Genomic DNA, 15,525 nt, shown 5'->3' with positions numbered 1-15,525 from the left:
ATCTAGAAAATGATAGCTTTTTCACGTACAAACCAGTATAATAAGGCGAGAAAATAACGGGAGGTACACAATTTTGAAAATTCGGCGCAGTGAACGGCTGATTGATATGACCCATTACCTGTTGGAACATCCACATGATCTGATTCCTTTAACTTTTTTCGCTAAACGCTATGAATCCGCAAAGTCTTCAATCTCAGAGGATTTAGCCATCATCAAAAAGACATTCAACATGCGTGGAACGGGCATTCTGGAAACAATACCTGGTGCAGCGGGCGGTGTGCTATTCGTGCCTGAGATCACTAAAGAGGATGCATTGGCATATATTAATGAGCTTTGTGGTGAGATGAGTCAGCAAAACCGACTCTTGCCGGGGGGCTATGTTTATCTTTCTGATTTACTAGGCCAACCAGATTTACTACGTCAGGTGGGACGGATCATCGCCTCTCAGTACCTAGGTGAAAAAATTGATGCGGTCATGACGGTAGCGACTAAAGGTGTCCCAATTGCTCAAGCAGTTTCCTATTATTTAAATGTGCCGTTTGTCATCGTGCGACGGGATTCAAAGATTACAGAAGGCTCCACGGTCAGTGTCAACTACGTGTCAGGATCGTCTGAACGCATCGAAAAAATGGAATTATCCAAGCGCAGTCTGGCTCGCGGATCCCGTGTGCTGGTGGTGGACGACTTCATGAAAGGTGGCGGCACCGTCAACGGGATGAAGAGCTTGATTGAAGAGTTTGAATGCGAACTGGTAGGTGTCACTGTTTTCGCTGAAGCAAAATTCAAAGGCGTGCGGGCAATCAATGAGTATACCTCCCTCTTATTCGTAGAGGATGTTGACACGCGTACCAAGACTATCTCGGTTGTACCTGGGAATTATTTTTCAGAGAAATGAACTGAATGATTGGGAATTGGGGCAAGTCGGGTGACAAGATTTTAAGTGATACGTCATCAAACGAGATTCCTATCCTAAAGCAAAAAGCAAAACGGTAGAACAGACTAGCCATTGTGGTCTGTTCTACCGTTTTTTATTAGACAAAAGACAAAAGAATCACAAAACAATCGAATTTCTTCAAATTTTGTTGCTTTTTCACGTCAATTCGGAGGATTTAGTGAAATGTAATATTAAATTATATTGTAACTGTTTTCTTGATATTTTTTTAAAAAATAACGGTTAGATGTTTTCAAAACGGTTGTTTTATGGCTTAAAAATATAACATTAGAGAGAACAAAACTTAATATTAATTTTATGATTTGCGGTAATAAATCATCTTTAATAAATCGTTTTATAAGCGTTTAATAAGCGATAGCTCAGATATGTTAAAAAATATAAAATATTTGAACTTGACTAAAAAAAACGGGGCGACTAATATTTAAACATAGTTATTCTATATACGTGGTTCTCATAGGAAAAGGCGGTAAATATTTCTTTTTTATAACACATGGTTTTAGCTTTTTTGAATTTGTCCGAATAATCTTGAATCGAAGAATTTTAATTTGATTTAGTCAATATATCACAAGGTTAAGGCATGTGTGAATCACTGGTATGAGTACCCTGAAGTTATTGTAGGATTGGAGGAATAGGAATGAGCCAGGTTTTATTGTTGACCAAAAACTGTTTAGCGGATATGCAGTTTCAGCAGGATCTGCAGACCCTGAATTTTGAGGTATTCTGCTCATGTAGTGTACTGGAATTGTTGAACTATAAGATGGATATCAAAGAGTTAGTCGGTTTTTTTAAAATTGTAATTTTGAGTGAAAGCCTGTCAGAAGCCGAAGTAGCGGTAATTGTTCCTCAGCTCAGCACATATGATGTGGCCATCGTACGAAAAGATCATCAGGCTCCAGATGAAGAAAAGTTGGCAAAATGGGAGCAGCTAGGCATCGATGAATGGCTGGCGGATAGTGATTCTATTGCGGATATTCGCGAAAAGTTAACTACCGCTCAAAAGCGGAATAACAAAAACATCATTGAATTTTCTTCTCTTTCCAGAAATCAAAAAGGCATGCTTAACGGGGTCTATCATCCGGCAGTTAGTTTTGAAACCAAACTGCCGCCAAACTTCCTGGAAGAGCTAAAAAGTGAGTTTAGCGAGCAAGAGCAAACATTGTTTAATGCGTTGCTTATTCGTCAAAATGTTCCACTGACAAGGGAGGAAATCTGCGATATGCTGTGGCCCTCGGCAGATGTTGACCACAAGCTAGCCCAAATCTCGATTATTATTCGAAATATGAAGAAAAAAATAGCTGGTTTAGGTTTCGGTGGGGAAAGTATACGAACGCGCCGTGGCGTCGGTTATGTACTGTGTCAGGGGTTTTATGAACTACTGATGGAGGCTGATGCCGCAAATTATTTTCAGTGCAAAATCCATAGCCGCTGATCAAAAAAATGTTGAATAGTGTAAGTTTAGATCGGTATTTAAAAGCGGTAAGTGCTGCTTTTAAATACCGATCTGTTTTTTTATATATGTATATTTGCTATTTTTAAACGGATATGAACCATCTTTACATCACCTTGCCAGCAAATTATCGGATACAAATTAGAGAAAGTAAAATTTGAAACATGGTGTTTAAGGTTAAGGAAGTGGTGATGACAACAACGAGAAATTTAAGTGTACTACTTTTCCTAAAACTAATAAAGCTGCTAAGAGTCAGAGATAGCTGCGTTTTTCAGCGCGATTTATCCCTCAAATCATTTTTTTGTGGTACCAATTGCATAAATAACGTTTCAGATCTTACACTTGAGAAGTGTGTTTTTTTATATACTTATAGAAGTTATTCAATGTATGTCTTGACAGTGGATAAAAAAATTGCGAAAGTTAAAAGATAGCGGAATAAAAGTACATAATATTGGTGAAAGTGTCAAAGAATAGGGCGGTCAGAATGAGGGCTGTCTAGAAGAAATGAGGGGTTGGTCATGAAGCGAATCTTGCTGATCACAAAAGACTGCGTTCAGGAGAAAAAAAGACAAGCAGAGCTGCAGTCTAGAGGGTATGAGGTATTTTGTTCGGAAAGAGTCTTGAAACAGATTTTGGAGGGAAAAGAATTACCAGGCTTTTTTGATTTTTTTCAGATTATTTTGGTGAGCGAACAGTTAGCAGATAGAGAGGCTCAGGAAGTAGCATGGGCAGTTAGAAAAGGAACCAGTGCCCAGACACTTGTTTATCGTTTCGTCCATGAATTGCCGATGCAGGATACCTGGACGCAGCAAATCACCGCATATTTGGAAGCGGATTCCGACTTGGCGTTGCAACAGTTACCACCGGCTCATTTGCAGACAGGAGCCATTGCTTGTTTCAGTAAAAAATCTCCGACAGACATAGGAAGTACGGCGGTTGCTTTTTATGATGTGCATTGGTTTTTTAAACGGTTAGAAGAAAGTTTGAGTACAGAAGAGCTCCTTTTGCTGGAACAGATTTTTGCCACCAAAGGAAAGCTATTGCCGTTTGAAGAAGTATCCGTGACTTTTTCAAATAATAAGAGAAATAGCGAGCTGCAAGGAGATATTCGTAGTTTAATCTTTAATCTACGAAAAAAAATTACTGTGGCTGGTTATCAAGGTTCCAGCATTTTACTAGAAGGTTCGGCTTGTTATTTGTCACCGGCTTTTTCGCAGTGGTTTGCTGCAGCCAAGCAGGCATTATGAGAGCCTTGGGATTTTGCATTGGTATTAGAGAAAGGCTGACGCGTTAAGCCCTTTACTTTCAGAGCTGGTGCTGGTGTTGGAAGGGAATTGCCTTTGCTAAAGAAATGGGTAAGGCAGCTTATTCTCTTAAAAAAAGTGCCAGTGGTCTGTCATTGGTCTATATTTCCGATGTTGAAAACCACTATCAGGTAGGCTAAACTAAAGCATAGATCATTCAAATAGTCATTTTGGAGAGTGTTTTATCCAGTTCATGGATCAGAATAGAAAAAACACCACGAAGGAATCGACGTAATGCTGGAGGAAAATCATGACAGAACGCTATGCGATCATTTTAGCAGCGGGGAAAGGGACCCGCATGAAATCAAAATTATACAAGGTGCTTCATCCTGTTTGTGGCAAGCCCATGGTGGAGCATATCATCAATCGGGTGGAAGAGACGGAGCCTACTGAAATCATTACAATCGTCGGTCACGGTGCCGATAAGGTGAAAGAGCAGTTGGGAGATCGGACGGAGTATGCACTGCAGGCGGAGCAATTAGGGACAGGTCATGCAGTTTTACAGGCAGAGTCATTTTTGAAAGGTAAAAAGGGGACGACGTTGGTAATCTCTGGAGATACGCCGCTGTTGACTTCAACGACCTTGCAAAACCTATTTGAATACCATCAAGGGAAAAATGCCAGTGCGACAATCTTGACTGCTAAAGCTGATGATCCCACTGGCTATGGCCGAATTTTACGAGACCATGTTGGGATTGTAGAGAAGATTGTGGAGCAAAAAGATGCAACGATAGAAGAAGCCCGCATTCAAGAAATCAATACCGGTACGTATTGCTTTGACAATGAGCTGTTGTTTGATGCTCTGGGTAAGTTGGATACTGACAATGCTCAAGGAGAATATTACCTGACAGATATCATCGAGATTCTCAAAAATGAAGGAAAAAATGTCGCTGCTTACATGACCGAAGACTTCGATGAATCGCTGGGGGTCAACGACCGGGTGGCATTGGCCAAAGCAAACGAAATTATGAGAGGGCGCATCAATCATCAACATATGGTTAATGGTGTCAGCTTTATCGATCCAAAAGCGACCTATGTGGATGACGGCGTACAAATCGGTGCTGAAACAGTTATTGAACCGGGTGTTTATCTGAAAGGGGCAACGGTGATCGGCGAAAACTGTCTGATTACTGCCAATTCTCAACTCGTGGATTCTGTGATAGAAGATGATGTTGTTATTAAATCTTCGGTCATTGAAGAGAGTATCGTGCATAGCGGTGCGGATGTCGGTCCTTATGCTCACCTGCGCCCGCAAGCTGAGATTGGCCCGAAAGCCCATATTGGCAACTTTGTGGAAGTCAAAAAAGCGGTGATCGGTGAAGGTTCCAAAGTCGGTCATCTGACCTATGTCGGGGATGCGACGCTGGGTAAAGATATCAATGTTGGCTGTGGAGTCGTCTTTGTCAATTACGACGGCAAAAACAAGCACCACACCACCGTGGGCGACCACAGTTTTGTGGGTTCAAATGCCAACTTGATTGCTCCGGTAACGATTGCGGCCAATACCGTGATTGCGGCTGGTTCAACGATTAACAAAGATGTTCCGGAAGGCGCGATGGGAATCGCCCGCGCTCGTCAGGAAAATAAAGCAGATTTTGCTAAGAACTTTCCTTTCTTTCAAGGATAGTTTTTAAAAGCTTACTGACAGGGACGAAAGATAAAAATGTAAGTGTTAAAAAACTGAAGGTGCCCAATCGTAGCACTGGCGGCTCACAGATTTTGGTTTGATCTGCGAGCTTGCTGTGCAGGATAGGGACCTTCAGTTTTTTTGCCGATCATCGAATCAAACTCCGCTTTGTGAAGCCGATCTTTTTTGCGACTGTCAGGAGGGCTTTGTTGAAGTCTTACAGATAGCCGCCGCTTTGGAGAAGAGCTGTTGTGACGGGTTCTTTTGTGAAACGTTATCGTATCTGTTCTGGGAAGCGGGCAAAATTGGCGGTCTGGATTTCTTCTAAGCTGTTTCACAGAGTGCACGAAAACACTTGATTTATTTCATGAAAATGACTACTATTTACTAGGAAGCAACACGGATTTTGACAAGTCTTTTTCGGCTGTGACCAACTGCTGATCCCCGAATCTGTCCGCCAATCAGAGGGCTCGCTTCTGTTTTCTTCATTTATTTGCGGAATTTCCAAGAAAACAGACGTCTTGCAAAAAGTGTCCTGGGATTTGGTGGAGAGCGTTATTGGAGTCGAGTCCGATGTCACTGCCCCATCATGCAGGAAAGAAAGCGGAGGAAACCATGTCTAACCATTATTTTGATCCAAGATTGAAGATTTTTGCCTTGAATTCCAATCGTCCCCTTGCCGAAAAAATCGCAGAAGCTGTCGGTGTCGAGCTGGGAAAATGTTCTGTTAACCAGTTTTCTGACGGCGAGATCCAAGTCAACATCGAAGAGAGTATTCGCGGGGCTCACGTCTATGTGATCCAATCCACATCTAGTCCGGTCAATGACAATCTGATGGAATTGCTGATTATGATCGATGCTTTGAAACGCGCCAGTGCGAAAACGATCAATGTGGTGATGCCTTATTATGGCTATGCTCGCCAAGACCGTAAAGCGCGCTCTCGGGAACCAATCACAGCTAAATTGGTAGCCAACATGATTGAAAAAGCCGGGGCTAACCGGTTGGTGTGTCTGGACCTGCATGCGTCCCAGATCCAAGGATTCTTTGATATCCCAGTAGATCATTTGATGGGTGCACCATTGATTGCCAACTATTTCCTCGATAAAGGAATCCAAGGTGACGATGTTGTCGTGGTATCTCCTGACCATGGCGGGGTAACTCGTGCCCGTAAATTGGCAGAATTTTTGAAATCTCCAATCGCCATCATTGACAAACGCCGACCAAAAGCCAACGTGGCTGAAGTGATGAATATCATTGGACACGTTGAAGGCAAGACTTGTGTCCTGATTGATGACATGATTGATACAGCAGGGACCATTACTTTAGCAGCCAATGCCTTGAAACAAGCCGGTGCTAAAAGTGTGTATGCTTCTTGTACGCACCCGGTATTGTCCGGCCCAGCAATGCAGCGGATTCAAGACTCCGCCATCGAACGCTGCGTAGTGACCGACTCTATCAATCTGCCGGAAGACCGCAAGATCGACAAGATTGATGAAATTTCCGTGGGTGCCTTGATGGGTGAAGCAATCAAACGGATTCATGAAAACAAACCGGTCAGCCCTTTGTTTGAAACCAATATGAAATAAGTTTACGCATAAAAAAACCGTCACCTCTGAAAAGTCTGGTGGCGGTTTTTTTCGCAAATAGAGAAGTTGACAAGCGGTCAAAAAAATCTTTTGTTGCGCCGTACTTCTTGATGGCTATCAATTTTTTTTCGGCTGATTTTCGATACACTCGTGTTGAAAAAATCACTCGAGGAGGAAGTAAGATGACAAAGGTACAAGATTTTTTGGAAGACCACAAAGAGGAGCTGACAAGTTATACAACAGCTATTACCAGAGCCCATGGTGCCCACCATCCAGAAGTTTTTGAGGTTAAAAAGCTGTACGATGAATTGGAAGTGCTGAGAAAGTCTAGTGAGCCGGCAGCTTTGCAACCAATTTTTGAAAAATTACGGCAAGTAACCAAAAACTACGAAATACCGGCAGATGTTTGCCCAACATTTAAGGCGACGTATGACTGGTTGGCCCAAGCCGACTACTTGTCACAGGAGTGAGCACTCAATGTTAGGTTGTGCCACCTGAAAAAAAAGACCAAACTCTTTTCTTTTTTTTAAAATGTGCTATGATGAAGCCGTACCAAAATAACTGGATATAGAACACGATCACAAAGGGGAGCCGTTAGCGGCTGAGAATGAGTGAACTCTAAACCCTCTGTACCTGTCTCGATAATGCGAGCGTAGGAATTGTGACGAGTTGGAAGTAGATATTACTTCTCCTTTGTAGATTGTGACTGTTCTGTAATCTATGAAGGAGAGGTTTTTTTATGAACAAAAATTTGCGTGTGTGGGTGGAAGGAACGATTATCGCAGCGATGGCTATGGTGTTGTCGTTTATTCCCCTCGATTTCGGGCCAAGCTTGAGTATCTCGTTGGGGCAAATCCCAATCACCGTCTATGCCTTGAGACGGGGCTGGAAGCCGGGGCTTTTTGCAGCAGCAATCTGGGGACTGCTGCATTTTCCGGTAGGGAAGGTCTATTATTTGGCAGTCAGTCAAGTGTTGATCGAGTATCCGATTGCTTTTGCTTTTGCCGGGTTTGCCGGAGTGACAGCAGTCAAGTTGCATCAGGCCATCCAAGCGGGAAATGACAAGCAGGCGCGGATTGCAGTAATTCAAGGCACATTTGCCGGCGCGGCAGCTCGCTACTTCTGGCATTTTATTGCGGGCGTGATGTTCTGGGGTGCGTATGCCCAGTGGGGGATGTCACCAGTCCTTTATTCGTTGGTGATGAATGGCGCAAGCGGATTGTTAACAGCTGCAGCCACGATGGTAGCTGTATTATTGATTTACCAAATGGCGCCACAACTGTTTCTGCCCAAAGATGCCCGGCTGCAGCAACCGGTAAAATAATCAAGGCGACCTACAACTGAATAAAATAAAAAAATGTTTTCTCGCGTCAGGAGAAAACATTTTTTATTTCGACAAAAACAGGAAATCTTTGTCTTCGTATGCCACCAGCCACTGCCGTTTTTCTTGACTGTAGATCAAGTAGGCCACTAGCAACTCGTCTTTACCTAAAGGATTTTCCTTGCGCAAACCACCGTCTTCCACGAGATAGATGGGAATCTTGTAGTCCCGACCTTCCAAGCGGGAAGATTGAAAGCAGAAAATCACACCCTCTTGAAAAAGAGGTTTCAATTCTCGCAAAAGGGTGACGTCCAGTTTGTCTACCGGAGTTGATTTGCGGAAAAAAGACTTGCGATCGTTGATTTTTTCCAGCACTAGGCGCGTCAATTTGTCAGCTAAGATTCGATAATATTCATCCAAGTAACGATAATAGACACGAGAAAGGTCATCCTTCAGATCAAAATAAACGAAATTGTTTTGCAGTTTGTAAAAAAATGGCGAGTGCAGATGGGTCTTCGTGTGACCGAAGTACAACAATTCACTGATTTCCAACGGAGTCAGTTCCTTAATCATGGCACTGTCGTTGAAGTCAATCCATTTGATGTCCTCGCTGATGCGGTTACGGGCAATCTCGTCAAAATATTGTTTGACGGATTCATTGCCGCGTAAAACTTTCATACCAGTGTGAGCTTCAAACTCGCCATAGTCGGAGGATGGGTCCAAAAGCAACAGATTTTTGGGTTGGTGAACGATGCCATGGTAGAACTCCACAGGACTGATTCCCCGTGACAAAGCAGCGTTGCTGGTAGTATCAATATGTACATAGACCATTTTTGCCATGGCAGAACCCCCCTCTTTTCCCCGATACTACTATCATACAACAAAGCCTGATTTTATGGTGTTTCGTTTACTTTAAAGTTTTATTACAGAACGTGCCGATTTTTGTGATTTGCTGCCACTAATTGTAATGAATAATGAAATTTTCACATTATTTTATCAAGTGCGCCCTCCTTTTTCAAGCAAGCGGTGGCGGACACATTGGCCACTTTGACCAAAATTGATGATTAACCCAACTGGACCAATCTGTGGTAAAATCAATTTAGAAAATGAAGATGGGGACGAGGCTGATGGCAACGAAGAAAAAAAAGCACCGGGTTCGCAATGGACTTATTAATCTGTTCTTGCTGCTGTTGTTGGTGGCGGGCTTGGTTTTGGTGTTTAACAATCAGATTAAAAACTTTTTGATGGATCGCAACACTGAAAAATTTGCTGTCTCGAAGCTTTCAAGAGAAGAGATCGTAGCCAATGAAGAGAAACCGGCTACTTTTGACTTTGATGCGGTGGTTCCGGCCAGTTCGGAGGCTGTTTTCAAAGCGCAATGGCAAAATCGTGAGTTGCCGGTCATCGGCGGAGTGGCATTGCCCGCTGTTGGAATTAATTTGCCAATTTTTAAAGGGTTATCCAATGAAGCGCTGCTGTGGGGAGCCGGGACCATGTTTGAAGAGCAGGTGATGGGGCAGGGAAATTATTCTTTGGCGAGTCATCGAGCGTACGATAAAGGGTATCTGTTTGAACCGTTGGATCAGACTAAGATTGGAGATCCGATTTATCTGACGGATCTGGAAAATATCTATACGTATAAGGCGACATTGAATATCAAAGTAGTGCCGACTGATACGCAATATATCGATGAGGTTCCGGGGAAAAAATTGATTACATTGATCACCTGTGACGCGATTGGTGGTAAAAATCGGATTGTCGTTCAAGGTGAGCTGCAGTCAGTAACGCCGATAAAAGAAGCTTCTAATGAACTCAAGTCCGCTTTTGGGATTGAAGCGAAACATTATTAAAACTGAAAAAATCGTCGCCAGTCTGCCGCAGTGATAGCTCGGATAGACTGACGGCGGTTTTCTGTATTTAACTATAATGATTTGTGAGGTTTGATCGAAATTAACTCAATAATCTAAAGAGACAAGCACAAATTTTTGTTATTCCTTAACATTCCATAACTGAACATTCGTCTGCCTTTAATTATTTCGGTAACTCCGGTATAATTAAGGTCAGTATTAGTCAAAAAGGCTTGCAGGTTTTGCTGCTGCCGATTTATCAAGAATCGGGGAAATGAAGAAAACTAAAAATTGTCTAAATGTCCGTCTGTTTTTAGAGCTTAGAAGTACTTAGAAGTACGGATAACAGCCGCTAAGGACCTGTTGACTATGGCCGCTTCAGCACATTCAATAAAGGGAGGGAAATGGGCGTATGAGTCATCATAATACTTCCGATCTGATCGAGGCCTATCTGAAGAAAATTCTGGAAGATAGTGAGATAATTGAAATTAGAAGGACGGAAATGGCGGAATTGTTTAATTGCGTACCGTCTCAGATTAACTATGTCATCAACACCCGCTTTACCATTCAACGGGGCTATGCAGTTGCCAGCAAACGAGGCGGCGGCGGTTATATCCGAATTGAAAAGGTAAAGATTTCCGACAAGCATCGCTTTCTTGAGCAAGTGGATGAGCTGTTTGCCGATCGCTTAACGGAAAAAGATGCATTGGCGATTGTTCAAAAATTATATGAAGAAAAGCTATTGACCAAAAACGAAGGCAATCTTTTGCTGGCGACGATGGCAAAAACAACATTGGCTGTCTATCCGGATGCCAACAGAATCCGGGCGAGTCTGATGCATGCCTTGTTGGAACGGCTGAGCTATGAGAAGTAGTGTCTGATTGTTTCAGGAATAAGGGTACGACGAATAAGGGGGACGCTTCACTTTTGATGAAGCGGGATAGGAAGTGATTGTATGAACGAATTGTTCACAGAACGAGCCAAAGCAGTATTGGCTATCGCACAAGAAGAAGCAAAAACCTTCAAACACCAGTCAGTGGGATCAGAACATCTGCTGTTGGCATTGATGATTGAACAAAACGGAATTGCCGGTAAAACATTGCGGGAAATGAGCATTACGGAAAACGATATTCGAGAAGAGATTGAACATCTGACCGGTTATGGCACCGTGAAAAGTTATCCGGCAGGCGTCTATCTGCCATACTCACCACGGGCCAAGCAAATCTTTGCTTATGCCGGTGATGAAGCCAAGCGTCTGGGTGCTCCGCAAATCGGCACCGAGCACCTGCTTTTGGGCCTGTTGCGAGATGATGAAATCCTAGCTTCTCGTATCATGATCAATTTGGGTATGAGTTTGGCTAAAATGCGTCAACTATTGAAGAAAAAAATGGGTCTCAATGAACCGAAGACCGGCAACAATAACGGCATGGGTCGGCGGCGACAAAACGCTGCACCGCAACAAGGTCAGCAAGCACAACGGCAGTCTGGTACCCAACAAGGGACACCGACATTGGATAATCTGGCCCGTGACTTGACGAAATTGGCCCGTGAAGATCGGTTAGATCCAGTAGTCGGCCGGACGAAGGAAGTCAAACGCCTGATTCAGATTCTAAGTCGCCGGACCAAGAACAATCCGGTTCTTGTGGGGGAACCCGGTGTAGGTAAAACTGCCATTGCAGAAGGCTTGGCACAGCGAATCGTCAATGGCGAGGTTCCAGAAGACATGTTGGAAAAACGTTTGATGATGTTGGACATGGGAGCATTGGTGGCCGGCACCAAGTATCGTGGGGAATTTGAAGACCGCATGAAAAAAGTCATTGACGAAATTTACAACGACGGTCAAATCATCCTCTTCATCGATGAACTGCATACTCTGATTGGCGCTGGTGGCGCAGAAGGAGCGATTGATGCGTCTAACATTTTGAAACCAGCGCTGGCTCGTGGGGAACTGCAGACCATTGGTGCGACGACATTGGATGAATACCAAAAATATATTGAAAAGGATTCAGCATTGGAACGCCGCTTTGCCCGGGTGCAAGTAGACGAACCAACGGCTGAAGAAGCCATCGAAATCTTGCGGGGATTGCGCCCGCGTTACGAAGACCATCACGGCGTGGAAATCACGGACGATGCATTAAGTGCAGCAGTCCAGCTGTCTGTACGCTATATCAATTCCCGTCAGCTGCCGGATAAAGCCATCGACTTGATGGATGAATCAGCTGCAAAAGTTCGCTTGGATCGAGCCGATGAGCCCACCGAACTGGCGTGCCTACGAGAAGAAATTGCGCAACTGATGCATGAAAAAGAAACTGCGATTCAAGACCAAGATTTTGAGCTGGCAGCCCGACTGCGGCAAAAAGAGAAGAAGCTGAGCCAACGCCTGGCGGAAGTTGCAATCACTGAAACCAAAGAAGCAACCGGTTATGCTAATCAGGTAACCGCAGAAGATGTTGCAACGGTGGTTTCCCAATGGACTGGGGTGCCGCTGCAACAAATGGAGAAAAAAGAATCCGAACGACTGCTGGAATTGGAGAGTCTCTTGCATCAGCGGGTGGTTGGACAGGATGAAGCAGTGACTGCTGTAGCCCGAGCCATCCGCCGTGCCCGCAGTGGATTGAAAGATCCAGACCGTCCGATTGGTTCCTTTATGTTCTTAGGACCAACTGGGGTTGGGAAGACAGAGTTGGCTAAGACATTGGCTGAAGCAATGTTTGGTTCTGAAGATGCTTTGATTCGCGTGGACATGTCCGAGTTCATGGAAAAATACAGCACCAGCCGTTTGATTGGTTCACCTCCGGGTTACGTGGGGTATGAAGAAGGCGGACAACTTACTGAAAAGATTCGCAGCAAGCCTTATTCGGTTATCCTGCTTGATGAAGTGGAAAAAGCCCATCCGGATGTCTTCAATATCCTGTTGCAGGTACTGGATGACGGGCATTTGACGGACTCGAAAGGCCGGAAAGTCGATTTCCGCAACACGATCCTAATTATGACCTCCAATATCGGTGCCACTCAGATTCGGGAAGAAAAAAATGTCGGCTTTAACGTCACTGACATCACTAAAGACCATAATAAAATGCAAAAACGAATCTTAGAAGAGCTGAAAAAAGCCTTCCGACCAGAGTTTTTGAACCGGATCGACGAAACAGTCGTCTTCCGCTCATTGAATGAAAGTGAGATTCATGAAATCGTCAAAATTATGAGTAAAGCCATCATCAAACGTCTGGCAGAACAAGACATTCGCTTGAAAATCACTCCGGCGGCTTATGATGTCATCGGTAAAGCCGGCTTTGATCCTGAGTACGGTGCTCGGCCCATCCGCCGTGCCCTGCAAAAAGAAGTCGAAGATCGCCTGAGTGAAGCGCTGCTCAGCGGCCAAATTCATTTGGGAGATCAAGTGACCATTGGCGCTAAAAAAGGTAAAATCACTCTGAATGTCAAAGAAACCGCGCCTCAGATTCCAGAAAATGGCAACAAAGGCAAGGCATTGACAAAGGTTTAAGACTCGTGTGAGAAATACAGGCTGTCTGTCGAAAATCTTCTCGGCAGGCAGTTTTTTAATTGTGTTATACTAACAAAAAGTAATGGTACAGGAGGAATAATCATGTCTGATTTGGTCTACAAACTGATTCCGCAAGATCCTTTTTTGGAATTGACGGAAGCGCAGACAGCCCAACTCCAACAGGCAGTGGCAGAAGCAGCACCTGATGCCACCTTCACGGAAACTGAGCGGGTCCAATTTGTGGATGCGGGAGCGGAATTTCATACCATCCACTGTCCATTTTGTAACAGTGAGCTTGCGCCGATGTGGTGGCATAAGGAAATGGAGCGCATCTATGCCCGGGCGCAGGGGTTTTATGATTTATCGGTGACGACCCCTTGCTGCGAGCAAAAGACGACGTTGAATGACTTAGTCTATGACTGGCAACAAGGTTTTGCTTCCTTGGTAGTAACTACGGCTTCAGAAACGGCCGTAGCGGCTCTGCAGCAAGCAACGGAAATGACTAGCGGCACCCCGTGGCGACTGATCAAAGCCCGCTACTAAAAACTAACGAGCTTTACAAGGTTGCGATAAAGTCTGGTCATCTCGCTAATTCAAACAAATGAAGTGGCAAGTAATGTTCCGTCAAATTATTTTGGAGTTAGGCCGACAATTACTAGTCATTACCTTTTTCGAACAGCGGGACTTTTGCGACTGCTTGTAAATTGTTTAAAAAACGGCTTCTGCTGCTGACAGCGGAAGCTTTTTTGTGCTATTTTGAGTCACGATGACTACTAGATTCAGAGAACTCCCTGACTGTTTTTTGGCTAGGAGTTGTGATACGATAGTCTGGTTGAAAAAAGCACGTTATCTAATTGTCAGCGGGATGGTGAGTCTCTGCAGACATTGACATAAAGGAGACACGAAATGATCGAGATCATTGCAACATGCGAATCATTGCAACAGGCTAAACAGCTACTCGCTGCCGGGGTGGATACGTTGGTTTTTGGTGAAGAGACTTTTGGGTTGCGGTTGCCGACGGATTTTTCCCGAGAAGAACAGGCGGCACTAACCGCGTTGATTCATCAAGCTGAAAAGACAGCGGCGGTAGCGGTGAACGGCATCATGCATCCAGAAAAAATGAAGCTAGTTCCGGAATACTTGGCATTTTTAAAAGAAATCGGTGTGGATCGAATCATTATCGGTGATCCCGGAATCGTCTATATAATGAAGAAAAATCCAGAATTGGCATTGCCCTATGTTTACGATGCAGAAACGCTGGTGACCAGTGCCCGCCAAATCAATTTCTGGGCGCAAAAAGGAGCAGTGGGGGCTGTCTTGGCCCGGGAAGTTCCCTTTGAAGAGATGAAGGAAATGGCGCCGCAATTGCAGATCCCTACGGAAGTGTTGGTCTATGGTGCAACTTGTATCCATCAATCCAAGCGGCCTCTTTTGGAAAACTATTATCGTTTTACCAAACAAGAAGAAGACGCCGACAAAAAGCGGGGCCTGTTTTTATCCGATCCACAAGATGAGAATACCCACTATTCGATCTACGAAGACAGTCATGGCACCCATATTTTTGCTACTAATGATGTGTGTCTGGTGAAAGAGACGGGGGCTTTGGCGCAGGCTGGTTTTACCACTTGGAAGCTGGATGGCATCTTTGCACCGGGAGAAAATTTCGCAGCGGCAGCGACAGTCTTCGTAAAAGCCCGCAATCTGATTGAAGCAGGAGCGTTTACAGAAACAGCAGCAGTTGATTTGCAAGCGCAACTGGCAGTCTTGCATCCGAAAAAGCGGGGCCTGGATACTGGGTTTTTCTATGTGGATCCTAAAAAAATCCGCTAATGCCCACAAAACTTCGCAGCATAAAAAACTGCGGGAAACTCAGGCGATCACTACAGGTAAAGGCGGCAGTTGAAATAGGGCGCCACGCTATTTGGCAGAAATCCTATG

13 protein-coding genes and 1 riboswitch are annotated in these 15,525 nt (G+C 44.2%); of the genes, 12 read left to right on the top strand and 1 reads right to left on the bottom strand.

All coding sequences use genetic code 11. The annotated features are described in order from the left end of the window. Positions 1 to 73: 73 nt before the first annotated feature. The 7 genes from purR to thiT all read left to right on the top strand — a co-directional run bounded on the left by purR (position 74) and on the right by thiT (position 8,241). Positions 74 to 895 (top strand): pur operon repressor, encoded by an 822-nt coding sequence (gene purR, locus BAU14_RS11800; protein WP_161900314.1) that lies wholly within the window; start codon positions 74 to 76, stop codon positions 893 to 895. 706 nt (positions 896 to 1,601) lie between these two features. Continuing rightward, the gene (locus BAU14_RS11795; protein WP_161900313.1) at positions 1,602 to 2,381 is read left to right on the top strand and encodes a helix-turn-helix domain-containing protein; all 780 of its coding nucleotides are present in this window, start codon (positions 1,602 to 1,604) and stop codon (positions 2,379 to 2,381) included. Between the two features lie 536 nt (positions 2,382 to 2,917). Further along, positions 2,918 to 3,646 (top strand): hypothetical protein, encoded by a 729-nt coding sequence (locus BAU14_RS11790; protein ID WP_161900312.1) that lies wholly within the window; start codon positions 2,918 to 2,920, stop codon positions 3,644 to 3,646. Positions 3,647 to 3,953: 307 nt separating this feature from the next. Then, complete coding sequence (gene glmU / locus BAU14_RS11785; RefSeq protein WP_161900311.1) at positions 3,954 to 5,330, top strand: bifunctional UDP-N-acetylglucosamine diphosphorylase/glucosamine-1-phosphate N-acetyltransferase GlmU; 1,377 nt, start codon at positions 3,954 to 3,956, stop codon at positions 5,328 to 5,330. 615 nt (positions 5,331 to 5,945) lie between these two features. Continuing rightward, the gene (locus BAU14_RS11780) at positions 5,946 to 6,917 is read left to right on the top strand and encodes a ribose-phosphate diphosphokinase (RefSeq protein ID WP_161900310.1); all 972 of its coding nucleotides are present in this window, start codon (positions 5,946 to 5,948) and stop codon (positions 6,915 to 6,917) included. A 182-nt stretch (positions 6,918 to 7,099) separates the two neighbouring features. After that, entirely contained in the window at positions 7,100 to 7,387 is a 288-nt protein-coding gene (locus BAU14_RS11775; RefSeq protein ID WP_161900309.1) for an iron-sulfur cluster repair di-iron protein, ric, read from the top strand. A 104-nt stretch (positions 7,388 to 7,491) separates the two neighbouring features. Further along, a riboswitch (TPP riboswitch) is annotated at positions 7,492 to 7,593 on the top strand. 63 nt (positions 7,594 to 7,656) lie between these two features. Further along, on the top strand, positions 7,657 to 8,241 hold the full coding sequence (gene thiT / locus BAU14_RS11770) for an energy-coupled thiamine transporter ThiT (protein ID WP_161900308.1): 585 nt from the start codon (positions 7,657 to 7,659) through the stop codon (positions 8,239 to 8,241). Positions 8,242 to 8,304: 63 nt separating this feature from the next. Here thiT and BAU14_RS11765 read toward each other — a convergent pair whose 3' ends face one another. Next, positions 8,305 to 9,078: a hypothetical protein gene (locus BAU14_RS11765; RefSeq protein WP_161900307.1), complete on the bottom strand. Its 774-nt coding sequence runs from the start codon at positions 9,076 to 9,078 to the stop codon at positions 8,305 to 8,307. Between the two features lie 287 nt (positions 9,079 to 9,365). On the opposite strand from BAU14_RS11765, the gene BAU14_RS11760 reads away from it, so the two are divergent. From BAU14_RS11760 to BAU14_RS11740, 5 genes are all read left to right on the top strand, one after another. After that, positions 9,366 to 10,088 carry a class A sortase gene (locus BAU14_RS11760; RefSeq protein WP_161900306.1) on the top strand — a complete coding sequence of 241 codons (723 nt, stop codon included), beginning with the start codon at positions 9,366 to 9,368 and terminating at the stop codon, positions 10,086 to 10,088. A gap of 409 nt (positions 10,089 to 10,497) precedes the next feature. Continuing rightward, positions 10,498 to 10,959: a CtsR family transcriptional regulator gene (locus BAU14_RS11755; protein WP_161900305.1), complete on the top strand. Its 462-nt coding sequence runs from the start codon at positions 10,498 to 10,500 to the stop codon at positions 10,957 to 10,959. Between the two features lie 81 nt (positions 10,960 to 11,040). Then, entirely contained in the window at positions 11,041 to 13,587 is a 2,547-nt protein-coding gene (locus BAU14_RS11750; protein ID WP_161900304.1) for an ATP-dependent Clp protease ATP-binding subunit, read from the top strand. 102 nt (positions 13,588 to 13,689) lie between these two features. Further along, the gene (locus BAU14_RS11745; RefSeq protein WP_161900303.1) at positions 13,690 to 14,130 is read left to right on the top strand and encodes a hypothetical protein; all 441 of its coding nucleotides are present in this window, start codon (positions 13,690 to 13,692) and stop codon (positions 14,128 to 14,130) included. A 363-nt stretch (positions 14,131 to 14,493) separates the two neighbouring features. Continuing rightward, on the top strand, positions 14,494 to 15,417 hold the full coding sequence (locus tag BAU14_RS11740; protein WP_161900302.1) for a peptidase U32 family protein: 924 nt from the start codon (positions 14,494 to 14,496) through the stop codon (positions 15,415 to 15,417). Positions 15,418 to 15,525: the final 108 nt, after the last annotated feature.

This window comes from Candidatus Enterococcus leclercqii (assembly GCF_009933135.1).
Lineage (GTDB): Bacteria > Bacillota > Bacilli > Lactobacillales > Enterococcaceae > Enterococcus_C > Enterococcus_C leclercqii.
Note: the sequence above shows the minus strand (reverse complement) of the source record. Positions and strands in the feature narration are given on the sequence as shown.